The sequence below is a fragment of the Cupriavidus sp. GW822-FHT06G04 genome (assembly GCF_058799075.1).
The window spans coordinates 581,177-605,422 of record NZ_JBXALD010000003.1 but is presented as its reverse complement, the minus strand read 5'-3'; the positions used below and the strand labels follow the sequence as shown (position 1 = coordinate 605,422).

At 66.0% G+C, this 24,246-nt stretch carries 20 protein-coding genes; 13 read left to right on the top strand and 7 right to left on the bottom strand.

Translation table 11 applies throughout. The features are described from left to right. Window positions 1-170 precede the first annotated feature (170 nt). The 6 genes from AC1RKI_RS10060 (at window position 171) to AC1RKI_RS10035 (ending at window position 8,859) form a co-directional block, all read left to right on the top strand. Window positions 171-1,307 carry a formylglycine-generating enzyme family protein gene (locus tag AC1RKI_RS10060; RefSeq protein ID WP_223506371.1) on the top strand — a complete coding sequence of 379 codons (1,137 nt, stop codon included), beginning with the start codon at window positions 171-173 and terminating at the stop codon, window positions 1,305-1,307. Window positions 1,308-1,350: 43 nt separating this feature from the next. After that, window positions 1,351-2,430 carry an HAD family hydrolase gene (locus tag AC1RKI_RS10055; RefSeq protein ID WP_492797489.1) on the top strand — a complete coding sequence of 360 codons (1,080 nt, stop codon included), beginning with the start codon at window positions 1,351-1,353 and terminating at the stop codon, window positions 2,428-2,430. Between the two features lie 74 nt (window positions 2,431-2,504). Continuing rightward, window positions 2,505-4,295, top strand: coding sequence for an arylsulfatase (locus tag AC1RKI_RS10050; protein ID WP_492797491.1), 1,791 nt, complete (start codon window positions 2,505-2,507; stop codon window positions 4,293-4,295). Further along, on the top strand, window positions 4,292-6,865 hold the full coding sequence (locus tag AC1RKI_RS10045) for a spermidine synthase (protein ID WP_492797493.1): 2,574 nt from the start codon (window positions 4,292-4,294) through the stop codon (window positions 6,863-6,865). The genes AC1RKI_RS10050 and AC1RKI_RS10045 overlap by 4 nt, the downstream gene beginning before the upstream one ends. Before the next feature lie 14 nt (window positions 6,866-6,879). Further along, window positions 6,880-7,860 carry an AAA family ATPase gene (locus AC1RKI_RS10040; RefSeq protein WP_341248524.1) on the top strand — a complete coding sequence of 327 codons (981 nt, stop codon included), beginning with the start codon at window positions 6,880-6,882 and terminating at the stop codon, window positions 7,858-7,860. 18 nt (window positions 7,861-7,878) lie between these two features. Further along, window positions 7,879-8,859, top strand: coding sequence for a DUF58 domain-containing protein (locus AC1RKI_RS10035; RefSeq protein ID WP_492797495.1), 981 nt, complete (start codon window positions 7,879-7,881; stop codon window positions 8,857-8,859). A 64-nt stretch (window positions 8,860-8,923) separates the two neighbouring features. Here AC1RKI_RS10035 and AC1RKI_RS10030 read toward each other — a convergent pair whose 3' ends face one another. Then, on the bottom strand, window positions 8,924-9,880 hold the full coding sequence (locus AC1RKI_RS10030) for a Bug family tripartite tricarboxylate transporter substrate binding protein (protein WP_492797654.1): 957 nt from the start codon (window positions 9,878-9,880) through the stop codon (window positions 8,924-8,926). Between the two features lie 64 nt (window positions 9,881-9,944). Continuing rightward, window positions 9,945-11,084, bottom strand: a complete 1,140-nt coding sequence (locus AC1RKI_RS10025) for an L-talarate/galactarate dehydratase (RefSeq protein WP_244788977.1) — start codon at window positions 11,082-11,084, stop codon at window positions 9,945-9,947. 301 nt (window positions 11,085-11,385) lie between these two features. Between AC1RKI_RS10025 and AC1RKI_RS10020 the strand changes: the two genes are divergently transcribed. Then, the gene (locus tag AC1RKI_RS10020; RefSeq protein ID WP_227461187.1) at window positions 11,386-12,384 is read left to right on the top strand and encodes a LacI family DNA-binding transcriptional regulator; all 999 of its coding nucleotides are present in this window, start codon (window positions 11,386-11,388) and stop codon (window positions 12,382-12,384) included. 73 nt (window positions 12,385-12,457) lie between these two features. On the opposite strand, the gene pdxR is transcribed toward AC1RKI_RS10020, so the two are convergent. Then, a complete protein-coding gene (pdxR, locus tag AC1RKI_RS10015) occupies window positions 12,458-13,930 on the bottom strand; it encodes a MocR-like pyridoxine biosynthesis transcription factor PdxR (protein ID WP_492797498.1) in 1,473 nt (490 codons plus the stop codon). A 152-nt stretch (window positions 13,931-14,082) separates the two neighbouring features. Between pdxR and AC1RKI_RS10010 the strand changes: the two genes are divergently transcribed. The 5 genes from AC1RKI_RS10010 (at window position 14,083) to AC1RKI_RS09990 (ending at window position 18,547) form a co-directional block, all read left to right on the top strand. Beyond that, entirely contained in the window at window positions 14,083-14,724 is a 642-nt protein-coding gene (locus AC1RKI_RS10010) for an FMN-binding negative transcriptional regulator (protein ID WP_492797500.1), read from the top strand. A gap of 182 nt (window positions 14,725-14,906) precedes the next feature. Continuing rightward, window positions 14,907-16,019: an ABC transporter substrate-binding protein gene (locus AC1RKI_RS10005; protein WP_061959286.1), complete on the top strand. Its 1,113-nt coding sequence runs from the start codon at window positions 14,907-14,909 to the stop codon at window positions 16,017-16,019. An 11-nt stretch (window positions 16,020-16,030) separates the two neighbouring features. Next, window positions 16,031-16,906, top strand: a complete 876-nt coding sequence (locus tag AC1RKI_RS10000; protein WP_061959287.1) for an ABC transporter ATP-binding protein — start codon at window positions 16,031-16,033, stop codon at window positions 16,904-16,906. Continuing rightward, window positions 16,903-17,688, top strand: coding sequence for an ABC transporter permease (locus AC1RKI_RS09995; RefSeq protein WP_150980991.1), 786 nt, complete (start codon window positions 16,903-16,905; stop codon window positions 17,686-17,688). The genes AC1RKI_RS10000 and AC1RKI_RS09995 overlap by 4 nt, the downstream gene beginning before the upstream one ends. Continuing rightward, window positions 17,681-18,547: a type 2 periplasmic-binding domain-containing protein gene (locus AC1RKI_RS09990; RefSeq protein WP_227461183.1), complete on the top strand. Its 867-nt coding sequence runs from the start codon at window positions 17,681-17,683 to the stop codon at window positions 18,545-18,547. The genes AC1RKI_RS09995 and AC1RKI_RS09990 overlap by 8 nt, the downstream gene beginning before the upstream one ends. Window positions 18,548-18,575: 28 nt before the next feature. Here the strand turns inward: AC1RKI_RS09990 and AC1RKI_RS09985 are convergent, their stop codons facing one another. Together AC1RKI_RS09985 and AC1RKI_RS09980 are read right to left on the bottom strand one after the other, a co-directional pair. After that, window positions 18,576-20,018, bottom strand: coding sequence for an HdeD family acid-resistance protein (locus tag AC1RKI_RS09985; protein WP_492797503.1), 1,443 nt, complete (start codon window positions 20,016-20,018; stop codon window positions 18,576-18,578). 69 nt (window positions 20,019-20,087) lie between these two features. After that, window positions 20,088-20,915: an SDR family NAD(P)-dependent oxidoreductase gene (locus AC1RKI_RS09980; RefSeq protein ID WP_492797504.1), complete on the bottom strand. Its 828-nt coding sequence runs from the start codon at window positions 20,913-20,915 to the stop codon at window positions 20,088-20,090. A 132-nt stretch (window positions 20,916-21,047) separates the two neighbouring features. On the opposite strand from AC1RKI_RS09980, the gene AC1RKI_RS09975 reads away from it, so the two are divergent. After that, window positions 21,048-21,989: a GlxA family transcriptional regulator gene (locus AC1RKI_RS09975; protein ID WP_492797506.1), complete on the top strand. Its 942-nt coding sequence runs from the start codon at window positions 21,048-21,050 to the stop codon at window positions 21,987-21,989. Between the two features lie 41 nt (window positions 21,990-22,030). Here AC1RKI_RS09975 and mepK read toward each other — a convergent pair whose 3' ends face one another. Beyond that, entirely contained in the window at window positions 22,031-22,606 is a 576-nt protein-coding gene (gene mepK / locus AC1RKI_RS09970) for a peptidoglycan L,D-endopeptidase MepK (protein ID WP_227461179.1), read from the bottom strand. Window positions 22,607-22,632: 26 nt separating this feature from the next. Then, window positions 22,633-24,246, bottom strand: a complete 1,614-nt coding sequence (locus AC1RKI_RS09965; RefSeq protein WP_492797508.1) for a L,D-transpeptidase family protein — start codon at window positions 24,244-24,246, stop codon at window positions 22,633-22,635.

Genomic DNA, 24,246 nt, shown 5'->3' with positions numbered 1-24,246 from the left:
TACCCAAAAGATTGCATTCCGTTTAACGCTGATCACTACCAATACTCTAGCGGACTGTCAGGCACATCAGGCAAGGAGCGTGGATGGGACAAGCGCGGCAACGCAGGACGGAAGCCTTGGCAACGCCCACACGGCCACGCCGCGCCTGGCTGGCCGCGTGGGTGCTCGGCATGGCTGCCGCAGGCGCGGGCGGCACGTGGTGGTACGCAACCCATGGCGGCGACGCGAGCCCCGGCGCCGCCGAAATCAAGCCCGGTGATGGCGTCAACGCGCCGCTGGGCATGGTCCACGTACCGGGCGGCGATTTCCTGATGGGCAGCGACCACAAGCTTGCGCAGGCCAATGAACGGCCCGCGCACAAGGTGCATGTGAATGGTTTCTGGATGGATCAGCACCACGTGACCAATGCCCAGTTCCGCAAGTTCGTGGCGGCCACCGGCTACGTCACTACCGCCGAGCGCGCGCCCGACTGGGAAACCATGAAGGTCCAACTGCCGCCGGGCACGCCGCGTCCACCAGACAGCGCGATGGTGGCCGGCGCGATGGTGTTCGTCGGCACCAACAGCCCCGTGCCGCTGCGCGAATACTGGCGTTGGTGGCGCTTTGTTCCCGGTGCGGACTGGAAGCATCCGAACGGCCCCGGCAGCTCGATCGACGGCAAGGACAACCATCCAGTGGTGCAGGTCTCGTACGAAGACGCCGAGGCTTACGCCAAGTGGGCCGGCAAACGCCTGCCCACCGAGGCGGAATGGGAGTTCGCGGCGCGCGGCGGCCTGGAACAGGCCACCTACACCTGGGGCGACAAGTTTGCCCCGGACGGCCGCCAGATGGCCAACGTGTGGCAGGGTCAGCAGGTGCAGCCGTTCCCCGTGGTCAGCGCCAAGGCCGGCGGCGCGGTGAGCACCAGCCCGGTCGGCACGTTTCCGGTCAACGGCTACGGGCTTGCCGATATGACGGGCAACGCGTGGCAGTGGGTGGCCGACTGGTATCGCGCCGACCAGTTTCGCCGTGAGGCCGTCTCCACGGCGGTGCTGCAAAACCCGGCGGGACCGCGCGATTCATGGGACCCGAGCGAACCGGGCGTCCCGGTGACGGCGCCCAAGCGCGTCACGCGCGGCGGCTCGTTCCTGTGCAACGAGGATTTCTGCCTGAGCTACCGCCCGAGCGCACGGCGTGGCACCGATCCCTATACCAGCATGTCGCACCTGGGCTTCCGCCTGGTGATGGACGACGCCCGCTGGGCCGACATGCGCAGGCAGGCCCCGCTGGCGATGCAAGCCGCTGGCGCCCGGCAGATCGAAAAATAAAACCATCAATAAAACCATTCCGATCCAGTCAGGAGGCGTACGCATGCCAGTTGCCGTGGCAGGAGGCTTGAAGCGTTTTCACCGGGCGATCTCCGCCGCGGTATTGGCCGCGGCGGTGCTTGCCGCGCTGGGCGGGTGCGCCGCACCGAACGCCACGGCGCCAACGGCCGCGTCGACATCGACAGCATCGACCGGCAACGCGACCGCCGCCTTGTCTTCGTGGCGCGACGGCCCGTCGCGCCAGACTATCGTGAATTTTGTCGATGCCGTGACGCGCGAGGGCTCTCCCGATTTCGTGCCGCCGGCCGAGCGCATTGCCGTGTTCGACAACGACGGCACCCTGTGGAGCGAACAGCCGCTGTACTTCCAGTTCTTCTTCCTGCTCGATCAGGTCCGCCAGGCCGCGCCGAAACATCCGGAATGGAACAACAATCCCGCGTTCAAGGCGCTGATGGCCAACGACATGAACGCGCTGATGCGCGAGGAAAAACACCTGCTGCCGTTGATTGCGGCCGGCAACAGCGGCATGACGGTGGACGAATACGACCGCACGATTCGCGCGTGGCTGGAAAGCGCGCGTCACCCGAAATTCAATCGCCCCTATACCGAGCTGGTCTACCAGCCCCAGCTGGAACTGCTCAAGTACCTGCGCGCCAACGGATTCAAGACCTACATCGTGTCCGGCGGCACCATCGAGTTCATGCGGCCGTGGGCCGAGCGCGTCTACGGCATTCCGCCCGAGCAGGTGATCGGCTCCACGCAGACCGTCACCTATGAGCTGCGCAATGGCCAGCCGGCGCTGGTGCGCGGCCCCAAGCTCGAATTCATCGACGATGGCCCCGGCAAGCCCGTGGGGATCTATCGCCAGATCGGCAGGCGCCCGATTCTGGCCGTCGGCAACTCCGACGGCGACCTGCAGATGCTGCAGTACACGGTGGCCGGCCCCGGCCAGCGGCTGGCAGTGCTGGTGCATCACGACGACGCCGAGCGCGAATTCGCCTACGACCGCCAGTCCAGGATCGGCAAGCTCGATCGCGCGCTCGATGAAGCGCTGGCGCGTGGCTGGACCGTGATCAGCATGAAGCAGGACTGGTTGCAGATCTATCCGTTCGCAAAACCTTGAGTGCACGACACTCTTCTCAACGGGAGGACAACATGACCGCCGTAAAGCGAACGCCCTCGACATTCGGGACGCGTATGACCAGGCTGGCTGCGACCACGGCGATCATTGCGATCATGGCCGTGGCCGGCTGCAAGAAGGCTGACGAAAACAAGCCGGCGCAGACACCCGCCGCCCAGGCACCCGTCGCGCCGCCGCCCGTGGCCAGCGCCCCGCCGGTGACGCCCGCACCAGTGGCGTCTGCACCCGTGGCGTCTGCACCCGATGCCAGCGCGGGCGCGTCGCCGGTTGCCGCGGCGCCGGCGCAGGGCGCGCCTGGCGGCAAGCCAAATATCCTGGTGATCTTCGGCGATGACGTCGGGCTGGCCAATGTCAGCGCGTTCGGCAATGGCGTGGTCGGTTACCGCACGCCGAATATCGACCGGATTGCCCGCGAGGGCATGATGATGACCGACTACTACGCCGAAAACAGCTGTACGGCGGGACGTTCCACCTTCATCACCGGGCAGTCGGTATTCCGCACGGGCCTGTCGAAGGTGGGCCTGCCGGGCGCACCGGTTGGCCTGCAGGATCGCGATGTCACGATCGCGCAGGCGCTGAAGCCGCTGGGCTACGCCACCGCGCAGTTCGGCAAGAACCACCTGGGCGATCAGGATCGCTTCCTGCCGACCAAGCACGGCTTCGACGAATTCTTCGGCAACCTCTATCACCTGAACGCCGAGGAAGAGCCCGAGCGGCCGTACTGGCCGAAGGACAACCCCGACTTCCTCAAGTTCTATAACCCGCGCGGCGTGATTCACAGCACCGCCGACGGCAAGATCGAGGACACCGGTCCGCTCAATCGCAAGCGCATGGAAACGATCGACGACGAAACCACGGGCGCCGCGATCAACTACATCCAGAAGCAGGCGCAGGGCAAGCAGCCGTTCTTCGTGTGGATGAACTTCACGCGCATGCATCTGTTCACGCACGTGCGTCCCGAATATCGCGGCAAGGCGGGGCTGGGCCTGGGCCATGAATATGCGGACGGCATGTGGGAAATGGACCAGAACGTGGGCAAGCTGCTCAAGGCGCTGGACGATGCCGGTATCACCAACAACACGCTGGTGGTCTTCACGACCGACAACGGTCCCAACTTCTTCACGTGGCCGGATGCAGCCAACACGCCGTTCCGCAGCGAGAAGGATTCGAATTGGGAAGGCGCCTTCCGTGTGCCCGCGATGGTGCGATGGCCGGGCAAAATCCAGCCGGGGACGGTAACCAACGGACTGATGTCGGGGCTCGACTGGTTCCCGACGCTGCTGGCGGCCGCGGGCGATGGCGATATCAAGGACCGGCTGCTCAAGGGCACGTCGCTGGGCGGCAAATCGGCCAAGCTGCATCTGGATGGCTACAACCAGCTGCCGCTGCTGACCGGGCAGACACAGCAGAGCGCACGCAACGAGTTCTACTACTTCAACGACGATGCGGAACTGGTGGCGATGCGCTATGACGTGCTGACACAGGGCGCCACGACACCGACCGCGTGGAAGATCGTGTTCTGCGAACAGCGACAGAATGGATCGTTCATGGTCTGGAAGGAACCGTTCACCTGTCTGCGCGCGCCGAAATACTTCAACCTGCGCATGGACCCGTATGAGCGCGCCGATACCGGGCCGACCAACCGCTACTTCGATCTTGAAACGCAGAACCCGTATCTGTTCATCGAAGGCAACCGCCGGGCGATCAACTTCCTGCAGACCTTCGTCGACTACCCGCCAAGCCAGTTGCCGGCCAGCTTCACGATCGACCAGGCCAGCGAAAAGATCAAGAAGCAGGTGGCAGACCAGATGCAGCGCGTGCAATCGCAAACGCAACAGAAGAAGTGACGTCGGCCAACCGCAAGCTGGGATCGGACGTGACAGACCACCGTGCCCGGCGCGTCCGTCCCGCGGCGGACCTGACGGCTAGCACGAGCCGCGGCCTCTGGCTGGCCGCGGTGTTGTTGTGCGCATCGGGCGCGGCCGGGCTGGTCTATCAGGTGCTGTGGATCAAGCAGTTGTCGCTGGTGGTCGGTGTCGACGTGCATGCGGTGTCGATCGGTGTCAGCGCTTTCTTCGCTGGCCTGGCCTTCGGCGGCTGGATGGTGGGGCGCCTTGCCGATCGCGTGTCGTCAGCGTGGCGTCTCTACCTTTGGCTCGAATGCGCCATCGCGGCGCTGGCGATCGGCGCGACGCTGGCGTTGGCCCATAGCGCCGCGCTGTTTGCATGGCTGGAAGCGCGCGCCGGTGTGGCCGCATGGATCCTGCCGATCCTGCTGGTGGGCGTGCCCGCGATGGCGATGGGCGGCACGTTGCCCGCGTTGATGCGCGCGATTCGCACCGATGGCGTGCAACTGGGAAAACACGGCGGTCAACTTTACGCGGCCAACACGGCAGGCGCCATCGCCGGCACGCTGGCCGCTGCTTTCGTACTGATTCCGTGGCTAGGCGTGACGGGCAGCGCCCTGGCGGCTGCCGCACTGAACGGTGTGGCCGCGCTTGGCGCTCGGCGCTTCGGCCGTCATGCTCCCGTCAACGTCGCCGCTGCGACAGCAGCCGCAGCATCGCTCGCGCGGCCCACTACACAACGGACGCTCGCGCTGTCGCTCTACGCGCTGGCCGGCGGCATCGCGCTTGGCTACGAGGTGGTGTGGTCGCAGGCGATCGTGCAGTTTCTGAGCACGCGCGCTTTTGCGTTCGCTGTGGTGTTGGCCACCTATCTGGCGGGCCTGATGATCGGCAGCCTGTGCGTGGCCCGGCGTGTCGATAGCGCACGCGATCCCTGGGCGATGTTCGCGTGGCTCGTAGCCGGTGCGGGCTGTGTGGCGCTGATCGAATTCGCGTGGCTCGGAGAATGGCTGCCCGCCGCGCAGGCGCTGGTGTCGCAACGGGTGCTTGGCGCCACGGGCAGCCTGCTGGTCGCTACGTGCGCCAGTTTTGCCGTGGCGGCGCTCTGCATCGTGCTGGTGCCGACGATATTACTGGGCGCGGCGTTCCCGTATGTCGTGAGGCTGTCGGTCGACGCCGCGCGCGTGGGTTCGGGAGTCGGCGCGGTGATCGCGTTGAACACGCTCGGCGGCATTGCGGGGTCGGTCGTGGCGGGATTCGTGCTCGTGCCGTCGATTGGTGTGGTGCACACGCTTGGCGTGCTGGCAGCGGCCAGCGGGCTGGTGGCGTTGCTGGCCATCGCGTTTGGCGATGGCGTGCGGCGGCGCGCGCGCTTTGCCATTCCATTGCTGGTGGTCGTCACGGTGATCGTCGCGGCGGCCACGCCCGCGGACCGTCTTGCCGCGTTGCTGGCCAAGACGCGCGGCGGATCGCTGGTGTTCTACGAGGAAAGCCGTGGTGCCACGGTGGCCGTGGTGCAGCAGGGCAAGGCGTCGCAACCGTTCCGGCGGCTGTATATCCAGGGCGTTTCGAATTCGGGCGACACCATGACGTCGCTGCGCTATATGCGGTTGCAGGCGCTGCTGCCGATGATCGTGCATGACGCGACGCCGCGCTCGGCGCTGGTGATCGGGCTCGGCACCGGCATTACGGCCGGCGCGCTGCTGCAGTATCCGGGCATGGAGCAGCGGGTGGTGGCCGAGCTGTTGCCGGCCGTGGTGCGCGCCGCGCCGAGCTTCCAGGGCAACTATGACGTCAGCCGTGACGCGCGCGTCGATATCCGGTTGCGCGACGGCCGGCGCGAGCTGCTGCAGAGCGCGCAGCGCTACGACCTGATCACGCTTGAGCCGCCGCCGCCGTCGGCCAGCGGCGTTGTCAATCTCTACTCGCGCGAGTTCTATCAACTGGCGGCCGCGCGGCTGCAGCAGCACGGCATCGTGGCGCAATGGCTGCCGTTGCCGACGCAGAATCGTGACGACACGCGCTCGCTGGTGCGCAGTTTTCTCGACGTGTTTCCGCATGCCTCGCTCTGGACCACCGAGCTGCATGAAATGCTGCTGGTCGGCTCGATGCAGCCGCTGACTCTCGACGCGCTGCGCATTGCATCGAGATTTGCCGACGCGAAGGTGTCGGCGGCGCTGCAGGCGGTAGGCATTGCCTCGCCTGCAGCCTTGCTGGCCACGTACGTCACAGACCGCGCGGGGCTGGATTGGTTTGCCGGCGATGCCGCCGCCGTTACCGACGATCGCCCGCGCATCGAGTACACGGGTTGGGTGCGCCGACAGGAATTTCCGCAGGTATTGCAGGAACTGCTCGACATGTCGTCGGACCCGCCGTTGTCCGGCGCTGATGACGCGCTATATCGGCAGATACGCGCCGAGCGCGCCACGCTCTACAGGTTCTACGCGGCGGGGCTCGACGCCTATCGCGGCGACCGCGAGCAATGGCTGCGCGACATCACCGCCGTGATGCAGGCCGCGCCAGACAATCCTTATTACAACTGGTTTACCGGGGGCCGACCGGCTCATTGACTAGGAGGCACGCCATGAGCGCGCGCGACGACATCCTGGCGCTGCAGGCGCGTATGGGCGAGTCGATCGTCGGGCAGGAACGGATGATCGAGCGGCTATTGCTCGGGCTGCTGGCGAACGGCCATCTGCTGGTGGAGGGGCTGCCCGGCCTGGCAAAGACGCGCGCCATCAAGAGCCTGGCGCGGCATCTGGATGCGCGCCTGTCGCGCGTGCAGTTCACGCCGGACCTTTTGCCTGCCGATATCACCGGCTCCGACATCTACGTGACGGACAACGGCAAGGGCGAATTCCGCTTTCAGCCGGGGCCGCTGTTTGCCAACCTGGTGCTGGCCGACGAAGTGAACCGATCGCCAGCCAAGGTGCAGGCCGCGCTGCTCGAAGCGATGGAAGAACGCCAGATCACGGTAGGCGGCAACACGCACCGGCTTGAGCCGCTGTTTCTGGTTATGGCCACGCAGAATCCAATCGAGCAGGAAGGCACCTATCCGTTGCCAGAAGCGCAGATGGATCGCTTCCTGATGCATGTCAGCGTCGGATATCCGCAAGGCGACGCAGAAGCGCAGATCATCCGCCTGGCACGGCAGGAAGAAGCGTCCGCGTCGGCCTCGGCCGATGCATCGGGCGAACCGGGCAGGCTGTCGCCGGCGGCGATCTTCGCCGCGCGCGACGCGATTCACGGCATCGCGGTCAGCGAGCCGGTCGAGCGCTATATCGTCACGCTGGTCCAGGCCACGCGCGATGCGGGCCGCTTCGACGACGACCTGAAACGGTGGATCGAGGTCGGCGTCAGTCCGCGTGGTTCGATCGGGCTGGACAAGGTGGCGCGCGCGCTGGCGTGGCTGCGCGGCCGCGATCATGTCACGCCGGACGACGTGCAGGCCGTGGTGCACGACGTATTCCGGCATCGCCTGATCCTGTCTTACGAGGCGCACGCCGCGGCGGTTTCCGCAGATGCCGTGATTGACCGGCTGTTGCAGCGCGTGGCGGTGGCCTGACGGCCGCGCGTCGATCCCATGGCAAAGGACGCCGCCGCCCGCACACGCGCGCCGCTGGGCAGCGCCGCGCCGGCCTCTCAGGCCACGCCGGGCGTCAACGTTGACATGGCCGCGCTGGCGGCGCTGGAAGCCAGCGTGCGCGATTTCCACTTCCGCGCACGCCAGCCGGTGCATAGCCTGCTGTCCGGGCGGCATGGATCGCGTGTGCATGGTCGGGGCCTGGCGTTCGAGGAACTGCGGCTATATCTGCCTGGCGACGATGTGCGCACCATGGACTGGCGTGTCACCGCGCGCACCGGCAAGCCTCACGTACGGATCTATGCCGAGGAGAAGGAGCGTCCCGTCCTGCTGGTGGTGGATCAGCGCATGAACATGTTCTTCGGTAGCCGTCGTGCGATGAAATCGGTGACGGCGGCCGAAGCCGCGGCGCTGGCGGCATGGCGCGTACTGTCCGACGGCGACCGCGTCGGCGGCGTGGTGTTTGGCGATGCGGCGCCGACCAGCGTGGCGCCGCAGCGCAGCCGCCACGGCGTGCTGCATCTGCTCGGTGAACTGGTCCGCTACAACCAGCAACTGCGGGCCGACGCGCCGGCACAGCGCGGCGCGGTGCAACTGAACACGGCGCTCCAACATGCGTTGCGTGTGGCGCATCACGACCACCTGGTCATCGTGATCAGCGATTTCGACGGTAGCGACGCACAGACGCGGCGTCTGATGCTGGCGCTGCGCCAGCGCAACGACGTGCTGTCGGTGCTGGTCTACGACCCGTTCCTGCTGGAATTGCCCGCGTCCGGCCATCTCGTCGTCAGCGATGGCGAATTGCAGGTCGAGCTTGGGTTCGGGCAGGAAGCGCTGCGACGCAATATCCGCGGCTTTGCCGACGCTCACAGCGCCGCATTGATGGACTGGCACAAGGGCATCGGCGTGCCGCTGCTACCGCTGTCGGCCGCCGAAGATACCGCGGCGCAATTGCGCCGGCTGCTGGGGCGCGCCGCGTAGGTGCGGCGAGCGGCGCGGTGGGGGGCAAACGCTAGCGCGCGCCCCGGTCATCCGCGCCATCGCATCAGTCGGCGGTGATATTGCCGGTCTGGATCACCTTTTTCCAGCGCGCAAACTCCGACGCCTGGAACGCCGTGAACTGCTCGGGCGTATTGGCCACCACCTCGAAGCCGACTTCGAGCAGCTTGGGCTTGACGCCCGGGTCGTTCATCGCCGCGACCACCGCCTGATGCAGCTTGGCCTTGATATCGGCGGGCAGCCCCTTCGGCGCGGCAAGCGCCTGCCACGAATAGACCGTCACGCCTTTGTAGCCCAGTTCTTCCATGGTTGGCACATCGGGCAGAATCGGCGAACGCTTGCTGCTGGTAATGGCCAGCGCGCGCAGTTTGCCGGCCTTGATATGCGGCACCGCGGTGTTGATGTTCATGAAGGTGGCGTCGACCTGGCTGCCGAGCAAGTCGTTCAATGCCGGCGCGCCGCCCTTGTACGGCACATGCAGGCCAGTGGTGTTGGTCTGCTGCCAGAACAGCTCGGCCGTGAGATGGTCGCTGGTGCCGTTGCCCGCCGACGCGAACGTCATCTTGTTCGGATTGGCTTTCTCGTACGCGATCACGTCCTGCAGCGACTTGTGCGGCGAGCCGGCCGGCACGGCCAGCACGTTCGGGGCCTGCACCGCCACGCTGATGTAGTCGAAATCCTTGGTCGGATCGTAGCCGGGGTTCTTGGTCAGATGCGGACCGATCACGAACGGGCCCAGCGACGACACGAACAGCGTATAGCCATCGGCCGGCGCGCGCTTGACGGCCGCCGCGCCAATCATGCCGGCCGCGCCGGGGCGATTGTCCACCACGAAGCTGCCGCCGAAGGTCGACTGGAACTTCGCGCTGAGGATGCGCGCGACGTTATCGGTCGATCCGCCCGCCGGGAACGGCACCACCATCGTCACCGGTTTTTCCGGCCAGGCCGCATGGGCCACTGCGAGGCTGCCGCCAAGCAGCAGCGATACCAGAACTTTCTTCATCATGGTTGTCTCCTGTTATTGGGAATGTGATGCGGTGCCGCGCCGATCACGCTGATCACGCCGATCAAGGCGCGGCAAAATCGGCTGTTTCGCGCGTCCACGCGCGCGCCTGGTCGCTGATGCTGAGCCCCAGGCCCGGCCGCGTGGGCACCTTGATGCGTCCGTTGCCGATCTCGAGCCGCTCGTTGAACAGCGGCTCGAGCCAGTCGAAATGCTCGACCCACGGCTCGCGCGGATACGCGGCAGCCAGATGCACATGCAATTCCATCGCGAAGTGGGGCGCAATCATCAGCCCGGCGTGATCGGCCAGCGCGCACACCTTCAGGAACGGCGTGATGCCGCCCACGCGCGGCGCGTCGGGCATCAGGTAGTCCGCAGCGCGATGCCGGATCAGGTCCCAGTGCTCGGCGGCGCTGGTCAGCATTTCGCCGGTGGCGATCGGCGTATCGAACTGCTGCGCCAGCGCGGCGTGGCCTTCGTGATCGTAGGCGTCGAGCGGTTCTTCGATCCACACCAGGTTGAACGACTCGAACGTGCGGCACATCCGCTGCGCGGTAGGCCGATCCCATTGCTGATTGGCGTCGACCATGATCGGCACGGCATCGCCGAGCTTTTCACGCACGGCCGAGACGCGCTCGATGTCGATCCGGCCATCCGGCTGGCCCACCTTGAGCTTGATGCCGCCAATGCCGCGTTCCACTGACGCGGCGGCATTCACCAGCAATTGATCGAGCGGCGTATGCAGAAACCCGCCCGAGGTGTTGTAGCAGCGCACCGAATCGCGATGCGCGCCCAGCAGCTTGGCCAGCGACAGCCCGGCACGCCGGGCCTTGAGGTCCCACAGCGCGACGTCGAATGCGCCGATCGCCTGCGTCGACAACCCGCTGCGGCCCACCGAGGCGCCGGCCCAGCACAACTTGTCCCACAGCTTGGCGATATCGCTGGGGTCCTCGCCCAGCAGCGTCGGCGCGATCTCCCGGGCGTGGGCAAACTGGCCCGGGCCGCCGGCGCGCTTCGAATAACTGAATCCAAGACCCTCGTGCCCGTTGGCGGTACGGATCTCGGCGAACAGGATGGCGACCTCGGTCATCGGCTTCTGACGGCCGGTCAACACCTTGGCGTCGCTGATCGGCGTGGCCAGCGGCAGGTAACAGGAAGAAAGCCGGATCGAAGTTATGGCGTCGGCAGCGGGCGAGGCGGTCATGGAAAGCGCTTCCAGTAGAGTAGGTCCAAGACTTCAGACATCGTATGACATCGTTGTCAAAAAAAGGCCGAAAAACGGCCTGTCGGCATTGCTATAATGCGCCCCTTCATCCTTGGCGAGGCGCTACAACGCGCGTACCAAGGTGAAAGTGGGGTCCCGCGGCAATGATTGTGTATCAGCGAGACCTCCGATGAGCCGAATGCTAACGTTGTCATTTTGGCAGGTCAACCGGCAAAAACGCCGCTTGCCGTCGTGGTTTACCCGCGCTTACACCGCATCCATTTTTTTCCTTCCGATCCGCATGGCCGATTCAACGGGCACCAAATCCGTCACGCTGCACGACGTGGCGCGCGAAGCAGGCGTTTCACCGATCACCGCGTCGCGCGCGTTGAGCAATCCGGGACTTGTCTCCGCCAAGACCATTGCACGCGTGCGCCAGGCGGTGGAGGCAACCGGCTACATCCCCAATCTGCTTGCGGGCGGCCTGAAATCGCGCCGCAGCCTGACTGTGGCGGCCTTGGTGCCCAACATCGCGGTGGCGCAGTTCCTTCCCACGGTCAAGGCATTGACCGATGCGCTGGACGCGGCCGGCTATCAGTTGATCCTCGGCCAGACCGGCTATGACCACGCGCGCGAGGAAGCGCTGCTGGCAACGATGATCAGCCGTCGGCCCGACGGCATTGTGGTCACCGGCCTCGTGCATGCGCAGGCCTCGCGCGACCGCCTGCGCCGTTCGGGCATTCCGGTGGTGGAGACGTGGGATCTCAGCGATCGTCCCGTCGACATGGCCGTCGGGTTTTCGCACCTCAAGGTCGGCAGCGCGGTGGCGGGCTATTTCCTCAGCAAGGGCTGGCGGCGATTTGGCATTGCCACGGGCGACGACCAGCGTGCCGCCGTTCGCCGCGAAGGTTTTATCTCGACGCTGGGCCACGACGTACCGACGGCATGCGTGCCCGCGCCCAGCAGTCTGGCATTGGGCCGTCAGGCCTTGCGCGATCTGCTGCGGCAGGACCCGCAGATCGAGGCGATTTTCTGCAGTTCGGACCAACTGGCGCAGGGCGTGATCGAGGAGGCCAGGGCGCGCGGCCTGCGCATGCCGCAAGACATCGCGGTCTGCGGTTTCGGCGACGCCGACTTCGCCGCGCATATGTCGCCATCGCTGACCACGGTGCAGGTCGATGGCGCGCACATCGGCAAGACCGCCGCGCGCCTGCTGCTGGCGCGCTGCCGCGGGGAGCCCGCCGCCGAGGCCGTGATCGACGTGGGGTTCCGGATCGTCGAGCGGGAATCGACGACATAGTCTGTCCATTGCGTGCAGCGCGCGGGCCGTGGCATCGGCCGCATGTGTATTGCTGACTCCGCGAACGTCGCGATCAACGCCCCGCCGTGCGCAGAATGGCGCCGAGCTTTGACGCTGCCGCATCGATGGCCTGATCTGAAAATCCCCCAAAGCCGAGAATCAAGCCGGCCGGGCCGTTTTCTTGCGCATACAGCGGCGACACCGCGCGCAAGGCTACACCGGCCGCCACGGCATCCTTCACCACCTGCCGGTCATCGATACCGGACGCCAGCCACAGCACCAGATGCATGCCCTGGTCGGAGGGCTGCAGCCATGCCAGATGCGGCGGTACATGGCGCGCCACGGCATCGATCACGCAGGCGCGCCGTTCCGCATGCACACCGCGCACGCGGCGGATATGACGATCGAGGTGGCCTTCTTCGATATACGCCGCCAGCACGTGCTGGTCGGCTGCCGGTGGATGGCGGTCCATCAGGATGCGCGCGCCAATGTAGGCGTCCACCAGCGCGTCCGGCAATACGGCATAGCCGAGCCGCAACGACGGATAAAGGATCTTGCTGAACGTGCCCAGGTAGACCACGCGGTCCGGCGCCAGCCCTTGCAGCGACGGAAACGGATGGCCGGCGTAACGCAGCTCGCTGTCGTAGTCGTCTTCCACGACCCACGCGCGATGGCGTTCGGCCCATCCCAGCAGCGCCTTGCGGCGCGCCATGCCAAGCGGCATGCCGAGTGGATACTGGTGCGATGGCGTGACAAACGCCGCGCGAGCGTGCGGGGCCAGCGCGATGCCCGCATCGACGTCGATGCCTTCCTGGTCGACCGGAACGCGGACGATGCGCTCGCGCGGTCCGGTGCTTTCCAGGATGGCTGTAATGCCGCGATAGGCGGGATTTTCCACCCACACGGCATCGTCGCGACCGAGCAGCACCTGGCACGACAGGAACAGGCCCTGCTGCGTGCCGGTGGTGATCACGATCTGGCTGGCGTCGCATTGCACCGAGCGTGAGCGGCGCAGATAGTCGGCGATCGCCACGCGCAGCGGCAGCGCGCCTTGCGGGTCGCCATAGCCGGACGGCGCGGCGCTGCCGCTGGCGCGCAGCCGGTTGCCAAGCCTGCGCCAGGCGTCGTTGGGAGCCGCGGCGCCCGCCGGGACCGACACCGCGAACGGGGCCTGGGGCAGCGCGGAAAATTCGCTGGCAATGCGTGCGAAGGCGAGCGCTGCGGGAGCCAGCTCAGCCGCGTTGCGTTGGCGGCGCGGCGGTGTGGCGGCGGGCGCCAGCGTCGCGGCCACGCGCGTGCCCGCACCGGGTTGCGCCGCCAGCACGCCTTCGGCCACCAGTTGCTCGAACGCCTCGACCACCGTTCCGCGCGAGACACCAAGTGCATCGGCCAACGCGCGGGTAGACGGCAGCGGCTCACCCGCCTTCAGGGCGCCGCGTGCCACCGCGTCGCGTATCGCGCGTACCAGTTGCACGCCAAGCGGACCGGCATCGCGCTGCAGCGATCCGATAAACGGCATTTCAGGCACCTTGGCTGTTCTTGGCATGGCGGCGCGGATGGGGGCGATGAACGGGGCGATGGACGGGAGGGGCGGCCCGATACTGGTCTGATGGAATACAGCCAAACTGGCCCTACACTCTACGCCACTTTGTGTCGACAATGCACTGCATCCCCATTGAGAAACACGCCGGAGCAGTCATGTACGTCCCCGCCCATTTCGATGTGTCCCGCCCAGAGACCCTGCACGCGCTGATCGCGGCGCATCCGTTCGGCACGCTGTTCACGCACGGCGCAAGCGGCCTGGATGCCAACCACATTCCGTTCGAACTCGATACGACGCAAGGCGAACAGGGCATCCTCAAGGCGCACGTGGCGCGCGCCAATCCGGTGTGGCAGGACGTGGCCAATGGCGATGAGGTGTTGGTGGTGTTCCGCGCCGGCGATGCCTACATCTCGCCCACCTGGTACCCGAGCAAGCACGAGGCCCACAGACAGGTGCCGACCTGGAACTATCAGGTCGTGCACGCGCACGGCCGCATCACGATCCACGATGACGAGCGCTACGTGCGCGGCGTGGTGGCCCGCCTCACGCGCACGCACGAATCGACACAGCCAGAGCCATGGAAAATGTCCGATGCGCCGGCGGATTTTATCGACCAGATGCTCAAGGCCATCGTCGGCATCGAGATCCGCATCACGTGCCTGCAAGGCAAGGCCAAGCTCGGGCAGAACAAGGAGGTGCGAGATATCCGCGGCGCCGCCAATGCACTGATGGAGCAGGGCAGCACCGAGATCGGACAGGCCATGCTGGACAGTGCGAACGCCAAGGCGGACGGCTGAGGCGTGCGATCCGGTGCGTGCGCGCGTGACGTGCCGCACACAGTCGAGCAGGGGCTGCGCCATGCGGGATGTGGGCGCTGTCGTCGACCAGGCAATATCGATAGTCAAAAGTCTTCGTTGTGTGAGGGTGCGGCGCTGGCAATACTGCGGGGCGAACTGCACTCATCACACAACAAGACACCATGGCCTCGACCGATCACAAGCCCTATCCGCCGCGTTTATCCCAAGCCAGCGGGCGCCGCGGCGCGCTCAAGCAACTGGCTTCGCTGGCAGTCGCCGGCAGCGTCGCGCCATTGCTGGCCGCGTGCTCGCGTAGCGCAGACGACAGCGCGCCGGTCGCGTCAAAAGGCGGCACGGGCGCGCCTGCGGTGATCGGCAAAGCGGGCGACAAGGTCAGCTTTCGCTATCCCGACAATCCGACTTTCGATCTCGTCTATCTGGCCGACCAGCTCGGCTACTTCGACGGGACGAACACGCGCCCCAACTACATCGGCAAGGTATCGGCGCCGCAGATCATTCCGCTGACCGGCACCGGGGAAATCGATTTCGGATCGCGCATGGTGCCGCTGGTGATCTCCGCAGTGGCGAGCGGTGCAGACATCAAGGTGGTGGCCGCCGGCAACAAGACGCTGCAGGACGCGCCGCACATGAAGTATTTCGTGCGCAAGGATGCGGGCATTCGGTCGCCAAAGGATCTGGAAGGCAAGACCATCGGCATTAACAGCTTTGGCGCCTGCGCGGAATTCGTCACCAAGACCTTCCTGCGCCAGAAGGGTGTGGACGTCAACAAGATCAATTTCGTCGTGATCCCCGATGACCAGGCCGAACAGACGCTGGTCACCGGCAATACGGACCTGGCGATCATCCATGCGCCATTTTCCGGCCGTGCAGACCATGCCGATAAACTGACGCGCCTGTGGAGCGACTTCGATCTCGATGGTGGGCTGGGCGGCATGCAGCCCTACAGCGTGCACGGCAAGTTCATGCGCGAGCATCCCGAAGCGGTACGCGATGTGGTCAACGCGCTGGCCAGGGCTGCCAACTGGGTGAACGCCAATCCCGAGGAGGCGCGCAAGCTGGTGTCCAAGCGCATCAACCTGCAGCTCGAATATGTCGATCGCTATGCGTACGTCGATAACCTCGTGGTGACGGAGCCGCCGATCCAGTACTACATCGATGTGCTCGAGGCCGAAGGCAAGCTGCCGAAGGGCAAGGTGGCCGCGCGCGACATCTACACCAACGAGTTCAATCCGTTTGCCCAGGCCCCGGGCGTTGCGCGGGCCGCCAAAGCGTAGGGCGGCCGGGCATGAGCGACAAGATCGTGGCGCGCGGCGTGCGGATGGACTACGCGGTGCGCAATGAAGCGGGGCGCCCCGATTCGGTGGCGGTGCTGCGCGATTTCGACCTCGATATCCGCGAGGGCGAATTCATTTCCATCCTGGGCCCTTCGGGCTGCGGAAAATCGACATTTCTGAGCATTCTGGCCGGCCTGACACAACGTACTGGCGGCGAGATTGCAATCGACGGCACACCGCTGCGCGGCATCAACCTGGCGCAGGGCGTGGTGTTCCAGGGCTATGCCTTGTTCCCGTGGCGCACGGTGTTGCAGAACATTGAGGTTGGCCTGGAGATTCGTGGTGTGTCGCGTGTCAAACGCCGCGCCGTCGCCGAAGAGTACCTCGATCTGGTAGGTCTGACTGGCTTCGGTCAGCGCTATCCGCACGAGATCTCCGGCGGCATGAAGCAGCGCGTGGCGATTGCGCGATCGCTCGCGTATCAGCCCGATGTGTTGCTGATGGACGAACCGTTTGCCGCACTCGATGCGCAGACGCGAGAGATCCTGCAGGGCGAGCTCTTGCGCATCTGGGAGCAGCGGCGCAAGACCATCGTCTTCATCACGCACAGCCTCGACGAAGCCATTTTCCTGTCGGACCGCATTGCCGTGATGACCAAGCGGCCGGGCACCGTCAAGCAGATCATCGAGGTGCCGTTGCCACGCCCGCGCGCTGCAGAAGTCCGCAATTCGGAGGCGTTCGTGCGTCTGCGCCAGCAGGCGTGGGACATCCTCAAGGACGAAGTGCAGTTCGCGAACCCGGCCGCCGTGCCGCGCCCGCTCGGCGCCACGGCCAATCCCGGCGAACGTGTCCAGGCCGAACGGACAATCGCAAAGGTGGCGACATGAGTCGCGCATCGCTGTCTCGCCTTGGCGATCGCGCGCTCGGCCTGTTTGGCATCGCCGCGTTCCTGCTGCTGTGGGAACTGGTGCCGCGGTTTGGCATCGTCAGCGACGCCTATCTCAGTCCGCCATCGCAGATCATTGTCACGATCTGGGATCTGATTACCAGCGGTGCGTTATTCAAGCACCTGCTGGCGAGCCTGCAGCGTTCGCTGTATGGCCTGCTGTCGGCCATCGCGTTGGGCGTGACGCTTGGCCTGCTGATGGGCTGGTTCTCGCGCTTCGAGGCCATCGTCGATCCGATCCTGCAGCTATTCCGGCAAACCTCGGCATTTGCGCTGTTTCCGGTATTCATCCTGTTTTTGGGCATTGGCGAGACGTCGAAGGTCGCCATCATTTTCTGGGCGTCGTTCTGGCCGGTGTTGCTGAGCACCATCAGCGGCGTCAAGCAGGTGGATCGGCTGCTGATCGATTCGGCGCGCTCGATGGGTGCCAACCGGTTGTTCGTGTTTCGCAAGGTGGTGCTGCCGGCGGCATCGCCATCGATCTTCACCGGCGTGCGTCTGGCCGGCACCTACTGCATCACGGCGCTGGTCGCGGCGGAGATGATCGGCGCGCATTCGGGGCTCGGTTTCCTCACGCTCAACTCGCAGGAGGTGTTCCAGATACCCACGATGTATGCGGGCATCCTGCTGCTGGCATTGCTGGGGCTGGCACTGAACTACGTGCTGGCGCTGGTGGAGGCGCGGCTCACGCGCTGGCGCAAGGGCCTGACGCTCAATGGCTGAGCGCGGACGTTTGCGATGGAGCGGCGCCGGCCTGGCGTCGATGGTAGTCGGCGCGGCAATCTTCGCGGCGGTCGCCGCCGCCTATGGCACTGCGCGGCCGATCGCGAAGGGGCGTCTGCTCGACGCGGTGGTGATGCGCGGCACGCTGGTGGTGGGCGTGCGCGAGTACGCACGTCCCGCCCCGCCCAAGGCGCCGACGTTGCCGGCGCCGGATCACTTCGATGTGGCGATGGCGCGCTTTATGGCGCAGCGGCTCGGCGTCGATCTGCGCGTGGTCGGACTGCCGGGTGAGCCCGGATCGCGCGCCTGGCAAGCAGCGCAGCGCGACGTCGACGTCGTCCTGGCGGGCGCCGCCGATGCGCACGACGGGATGGTGGCGGTGCCGTCGGCCTACGCGGTCGGCCCGGGAAGATTGCTGGTGCTGCGCGGCAGCGCTGTCCAGCGCGCCGAGGACCTGCGCGCGCAAGCGGTTTGCGTCGCGCAGGGCAGTCCCTACGTCACGCATCTGGTGCGGACGCTCGGTGCCGAAGCGCGCGTCTATGGTTCGTCGATTCGCGCGGCCAGCGGATTTCTTGCCGGCGAATGTCAGGCGTTGGCCGATGACAGCGAGGTGCTTCAGCGTTTGCTGACGCTGCAGGAGTGGCGTTTCTATCGGCCGTTGCAGGACGTCGTGCCTGCCGACGAGCAGCGCGCCCAGATCGCGATGCGCATCGACGACGCGCAATCCGCGGCATGGCTGGCGCAGGCGGTGCGCGAGTGGCGACGCGACGGCGCGCTGGCACGTGCGCGCGAACAACGCGCAGGCGATGTCGCCTTCGAGGCGAGCCAGTTGCAGGACGGCTTGGTCTGTCATTCGTGAAACCGACGCTGAAATCGCCGCTCAAGATCTAGCGCGGCGGATCCTGCTGCGCTTCGCTTGCAGTGGGCCGTGCGGCGGACTGGGTGACACCGTGTGTCGGTGCCGTCGTCGTAGCGCGCCGCCCGAATACGCGCTGCATGACCGTCGCCCACGCAAACGGGCGCGGATCGGCCAGCATGCTCATTGCTCGCGCATAGTCGAGCGTCAGCCCCGGTGTCCACGCCATGGTGGTCGCGCGCTTGCGCAGATGAGAGGCCACCCACAATTCCGGCGTCAACAGCAGGCGGCACAGCGGCCACCAGCCATCGAGACGCGCCCAGACGCGGCTGGTGGCACCTTCCAGCGCCGCATCGAGCGCGCGCGCCACGGTGCTTGAGCAATTGCGGTGCGTGAGGTTGTAGGTGGTGTCCTGGCGATAGCGTTCCCAGAACGCCTGCAGACGGCCAGGGTCGTAGTTGCGAATGCGCACGCGCACCGTCGACGGGCACCACGCCTTCGATTCGGTCGGATAGTCGGGCTGGAAGACGCCGGGCACGTCGTTCTCTTGCGTGGCGCGCAGCAGTCGCGTGAAGTCGTCGGGCGATCGATCGATCTCCACTGCCGGATAGAGGCTGATATAGATCCCTTCGGGCGATTCGAGCGCGGCGTGCCCCGTCGATATCACCCCATCGCGATCCACCGCGGCGATATAGCGATCGATGATCGGCTGGCGCCGTGCTTCCGATTTTGCCGAGCCAACCGGCGTCCAGACGTGAACGGTCAGCGCGTGTTCGTCGGCCGTGGGCGGCCCGTCCCATGTGATGGGTCCGCGCCGCGCACCTGAACGCGACGTTGGGGCCATCGCGCCATTCGCGGCGGACGCCTGCGCGGCGAGGACGCCCTCATGGGTTGCGCCGCGCATGGCATCGTCCGGATTGCGCGCCAGCCGCCGCACGCGCGATGCCAGCAAGAGCATGTTCCAGCCGCCGAAGATCAGCCCAAGCCCGACGCAATACGGCACCGTGCCCACATAGTGGGTGGGATAGGGCTGGATAAAGAAAATCGCCAGCAGGATTTCGACAAGGCCGCCCGCCATGGCAAGCCGCCAGGTGCGATAGCGCACCACGCGCGCCGACGCCACCTGCAGCAGGCCGTCGGCCAGAAAGAGCACACCGAAGATCAGCGACAGGATCATGTGCCCGTGGTGGTGCCCCGCCAATACCAGCGAGGCCGACACGGTAAAGGCCAGGCCCTTTACATAGCGCAGCGTGCGCTGCCCGCCCATGCCGGTCGACGCCACGGTCAGCGTGGCGAGGCCTTCCAGCAGCAACAGCCACGCAAATGGCTCGATCGGAAAATCGAGCCGGCCATCGAGCGCATCGACAAACAACGCAACGCCGACCACGAGGCTGATCGTGCCGGCCCAGGCCAGCGTTTTCCAGCGCGAGCGCAGGTAGTCGACGCCCAGCAGCAACATCAGCAAGCGAACCATCGGCGGTCTCCGGCATGGTGCATGGGGTGCAGCAGCCGGATTCTACCGTCGTAACGCCTGCCGATGACATCACACCGCGGTCGGCGCGTCTTTCAAGTAGCGTGGCGCAGGCGTGTTGCGCGACAGCTCGCTGGCCATCGCCTGGCGTGCGGCCTCGTAGACGTTCCAGCGTTCCACTGCGTGCAGCGCGGGGATCGTGATCAGTTCGCCCTGGTCGAAACCCACCAACGCCGCATCGACCATGTCGTTGGCATCCATCACGATCGACTTGTCCAGGTGTTCGATTGGCAGGCCGGCCGTCTCCCAGAAGTCGGTTGCCGTTGCGCCCGGTAGCACGGCCTGCACGCGCACACCTTTGGCTCCAAGCTCTTGATGCAGCGACTGGCTGAAAGCCGTCACGAACGCTTTGCTGCCGCCATACACGCCATTCAGCACTTCCGGTGCGATGCCGACGACCGAGGAAATGTTGATGACGGTGCCCCGACCGCGCGCGACGAAGCCCGGCACGGCCGCGTAGGTCAGGCGCGTCAGCGCGGTGACGTTCAGCTCGATCATTTGCGTCATGCGCTCCACATCGCTGTCCAGCAGCGGGGTATGCGTGCCGATACCGGCGTTGTTGACAAGCAGCGTGATGCTGGCATCGCTGCGCAATTTCTGCTCCACATCGAGCAGGGCGGCGCGATCATTCAGATCGGCGGGGAACACTTCGACCGCGCGGCCCGTGTCGTCCGAGATCCGGCGCGCCAGCGCTTCGAGCTTGTCGCGATTGCGCGCCACCAGCACAAGGTCGTAGCCGCGCCGCGCCAGGCGGTCGGCGTAGATCGCGCCGATGCCCGTTGATGCGCCCGTAATCAGCGCCGTACCGCGTTCCGCCGCGATGGAATGTTGAGTCGTCATGATGCTTTCTCCAGGTTCGGTTTTCGATGCCGAGGCCCGGCATCCGTGTGAAGCATGGTAGGCCGGCACACCAATGACCGAAATGACGTATATAGTCACGTTTCAGGACATCGAAAAAATTGGAGCCGAAACATGCACCGCGTGGGATTTCTCTTGATGGATGGCTTCCAGGTGATGGCGCTGGCCGCGCAAAGCGTGTTCGAGTACGCCAATATGGTGGTCGGGCAGCCGTTTTACCGGATCGACAATTTCTCGATGGATGGCGGGCAAACGGGTTCGTCGCTGGGCATGCGCGTCGACACGCGCGCCGCCAGCCTACGCAGCGCAGTCGATACCTGGGTCGTGGCGGGAGTTGCCGATCCGCTGGCGGACCCGACGCCCGAAGCGATGCTGCGCTTCATCCGCAAGGCCGCACCGCGCGCGCGGCGTGTGGCGTCGATCTGCACGGGTGCGTTCGTGCTGGCGGAATCGCAATTGCTCGACGGCCGCCGCGCCACCACGCACTGGGCCTATGCCCGCGAAATGCAGCGCCGGCATCCCGATATCCATGTAGAGGACGACCGCATCTACATTGTCGACGGGCCGATCTGGACCTCCGCGGGAATGACCGCGGGACTCGATCTGACGTTGGCGATGGTGGAAAAAGACCTGGGCGCCGATATCGCGCGGTCGGTGGCGCACAAGCTGGTCATGCACCAGCGTCGCTCAGGCGGCCAATCGCAGCATTCGGAGTTGCTCGATCTGGCGCCGAAATCGGATCGGATTCAGCGCGCGCTCGACTATGCGCGCAAGCACCTGCATCGCGCGCTTACGGTGGAGGATCTGGCCGAAGCCGTGCATTTGAGTCCGCGCCAGTTTAGCCGCGTGTTCTCCGCGGAAACCGGACAATCGCCAGCCAAGGCCATCGAAGGTCTGCGTCTGGAAGCCGCGCGGCTGATGATCGAACAAAGCCGGCATTCGTTCGATGTGGTGGCGAAGGAGACCGGCTTTCGCGACCGGCGTCATCTGCGCGAAGCGTTTATGCGCGGCTTTGGCCTGCCACCGCAGGCGATGCGGCGCGAGGCGCGCGCGTAGTTGCGTGGGTGCGTAGGTGGCGCGGCGCGCGGGTCGGGCGTTTAGCCCCAGTGCCGCACGCGCCCGGTGTCCACGTGGATGAAATTGTCCGACGCGTAGAAGCCTACGCCGCCGGCTTGCAGCGATTGCGCGGCGTCGCGCAGATCCGCCAGGGGCACGCCGGGCAGGCGAATATCGATCGCCATGCCGTCCATATGCAGGCTGCGCTTGGCCACGCCGCCGCCGCGCGTGCGGCGCAGGCGGTCGTTGGTGGCGGGGCAGCGATAGCCGGAAATCACCTGGAACGGCGCGTCGCTGCCGACTTCGCGGCGCAGCGCGAACAGCAGGCCAAACAGTTGCGGATCGATCTGCCCCACGGTGCCGGAGTAATGGTCGCGCAGGAAATGGTTGAGCGTGCGCTGTGCCTGCGGTAGCACCTGGTCGCCTATCGCATAGACCAGCGAGACGCTCTCGCCCGTGTGCGTGTGATCGAACGCCAGCGAACGCGCGTCAGTCGGCAGCGCCGCCTGCGCGCTGCGCGCTGACAGTCCGGCAAATGCGGCGACACCGGCGCCCAGCGCGATGCCGCCAGTGCGATGCAAAAAACGGCGACGCGGTGAGGAATCGATTTGAGGCATGGAGATTTTTACAACGGTAGCGGCATTCAGGAAGGCCGGGCGGCAGGCTTGCTGGACGTGCGCTGCCGCAGCGCCTGGTCCAGCAATTTGTCCTGACCATAAATGTCCGGCACGAAGTATACCCGGCCATCGGCACGCGCAATGGCCGTGCCATAAGCCAGCACCACCGGAACCGGCTCCCGCAGCGCCACGGTTTTCGACTTGCCGGCCGTCATTGCCTCACGGATACGCGTCTCGGTCCATTCGGGCATCCCCTGCATGGCGAACTGAGCCAGCGCCACCGGCGCTTCCACGCGGATGCAGCCGTGGCTGAAGTCGCGGCGGCCGCGGCTGAACAGTTGCGGCGCCGGCGTGTGGTGCAGGTAGATGGCCTGGTTGTTGGGGAACACGAACTTGATGTCGCCCAGCGCATTGAGCGGCCCGGGCCGCTGGCGGATGCGCGCCTGTCCATGCAGCACGGCGTCGATATTGGCCTGGTTCAGCGCTGCGCTGGCCTGGTTGCCGAAGACGAATTCGAAGCCCTGGCGCGAGAAGTACGACGGGTCGCGTTGCGCATGCGGAATGACCTCGCGGCGCGCGATCGAACTCGGCACGTTCCAGTACGGGCTGAATTCGATATAGCGCATGTCCTCCTTGAATAGCGGCGTGCGCGTATCGAGCGCCTTGCCGACTATCACCTTCATTTCAAGCTGGATGTCGAGTTTGCCGTCCTGGTAGTCATAGGCGCGCAGCATGAACTCGGGTACGTTCACCACGATCATGCGCGGCCCTCCGGTCAGCGGCGTCCAGCGCAGGCGCTCCATGGTCAGCGCGATCTGCCGCGCGCGCGCGGCCGGCGACACATTGAGCTGCGCCAGCGTGCCGACGCCGATCACGCCGTCGGCGTCCAGCGCATGGCGCGTCTGGAACGACTTCACTGCGCTAACCAGCGCGCCTTCGTAGTGCTGCGGCAGTTTCGTGCCTTGCGGCAAGTCGCCCAGCGCTTCCAGGCGCTGCGCCAGTTGTGCCAGGCCGGCATAGGGCTGGCCTGCGGTGAGCTTGCCGCCGGGCGGTGTCGGCAACGGGCGATCCCAATCGGGCAGCGCGCTCAGGGTGCGATAGCGCGCCAGCGCGTCGCGCAGCGTGCCGTACAGCGGGAATGACGGTGCGGCGTCGCGCAGCGCTTCGGCCAGCCGGTTGGCCGCCAGGGCGTCGCGCAGGTAGCGGCCGGCATCGAACGATGCGTTGGCGTCGATCGTCGAAAAATTGGCGCCGACCTTGCGCGGATCGACGCGCCCCTTGTGTAGATCCGCAAGATAGCGCGAGACCGATGCAGTCAGCGTGCCATCGATACGCTGCACTGCGTCGGCGGGCAGCGCGGGGTCGTCGATGGCGTGCTTGAGCGTGCGTTGCAGGCCGTCCGCATCGTAGTCGCGCGGCTCCAGGCCCTCGGTGCCGGCATTGGCGAGCGTCTTGACGGCAGCCTGTGCGGCCTGTGTCGGCCGCCCGTCGACAAACCACAGCGGCGCGGGCTGCTGCGCCAGTGCACTGGTGGCTGCGCAGCACAGCCATACGGCGCCCAGACGCGCGAAACGGGACACAAACGAGGGAAGGGCGCGAGCATGCGCGGTGGTAGCGTTTGGCTTCGATGCAACGATCAT

Bases quoted from the DNA above. Each gene is read 5' to 3' on its own strand.
- AC1RKI_RS10060 (WP_223506371.1), top strand. From the start codon at position 171: ATGGCTGCCGCAGGCGCGGGCGGCACGTGGTGGTACGCAACCCATGGC.
- AC1RKI_RS10055 (WP_492797489.1), top strand. From the start codon at position 1,351: ATGCCAGTTGCCGTGGCAGGAGGCTTGAAGCGTTTTCACCGGGCGATC.
- AC1RKI_RS10050 (WP_492797491.1), top strand. From the start codon at position 2,505: ATGACCAGGCTGGCTGCGACCACGGCGATCATTGCGATCATGGCCGTG.
- AC1RKI_RS10040 (WP_341248524.1), top strand. From the start codon at position 6,880: ATGAGCGCGCGCGACGACATCCTGGCGCTGCAGGCGCGTATGGGCGAG.
- AC1RKI_RS10035 (WP_492797495.1), top strand. From the start codon at position 7,879: ATGGCAAAGGACGCCGCCGCCCGCACACGCGCGCCGCTGGGCAGCGCC.
- AC1RKI_RS10030 (WP_492797654.1), bottom strand. From the start codon at position 9,880: ATGAAGAAAGTTCTGGTATCGCTGCTGCTTGGCGGCAGCCTCGCAGTG.
- AC1RKI_RS10025 (WP_244788977.1), bottom strand. From the start codon at position 11,084: ATGACCGCCTCGCCCGCTGCCGACGCCATAACTTCGATCCGGCTTTCT.
- AC1RKI_RS10020 (WP_227461187.1), top strand. From the start codon at position 11,386: ATGGCCGATTCAACGGGCACCAAATCCGTCACGCTGCACGACGTGGCG.
- pdxR (WP_492797498.1), bottom strand. From the start codon at position 13,930: ATGCCAAGAACAGCCAAGGTGCCTGAAATGCCGTTTATCGGATCGCTG.
- AC1RKI_RS10010 (WP_492797500.1), top strand. From the start codon at position 14,083: ATGTACGTCCCCGCCCATTTCGATGTGTCCCGCCCAGAGACCCTGCAC.
- AC1RKI_RS10005 (WP_061959286.1), top strand. From the start codon at position 14,907: ATGGCCTCGACCGATCACAAGCCCTATCCGCCGCGTTTATCCCAAGCC.
- AC1RKI_RS10000 (WP_061959287.1), top strand. From the start codon at position 16,031: ATGAGCGACAAGATCGTGGCGCGCGGCGTGCGGATGGACTACGCGGTG.
- AC1RKI_RS09995 (WP_150980991.1), top strand. From the start codon at position 16,903: ATGAGTCGCGCATCGCTGTCTCGCCTTGGCGATCGCGCGCTCGGCCTG.
- AC1RKI_RS09990 (WP_227461183.1), top strand. From the start codon at position 17,681: ATGGCTGAGCGCGGACGTTTGCGATGGAGCGGCGCCGGCCTGGCGTCG.
- AC1RKI_RS09985 (WP_492797503.1), bottom strand. From the start codon at position 20,018: ATGGTTCGCTTGCTGATGTTGCTGCTGGGCGTCGACTACCTGCGCTCG.
- AC1RKI_RS09980 (WP_492797504.1), bottom strand. From the start codon at position 20,915: ATGACGACTCAACATTCCATCGCGGCGGAACGCGGTACGGCGCTGATT.
- AC1RKI_RS09975 (WP_492797506.1), top strand. From the start codon at position 21,048: ATGCACCGCGTGGGATTTCTCTTGATGGATGGCTTCCAGGTGATGGCG.
- mepK (WP_227461179.1), bottom strand. From the start codon at position 22,606: ATGCCTCAAATCGATTCCTCACCGCGTCGCCGTTTTTTGCATCGCACT.
- AC1RKI_RS09965 (WP_492797508.1), bottom strand. From the start codon at position 24,246: ATGATCGTTGCATCGAAGCCAAACGCTACCACCGCGCATGCTCGCGCC.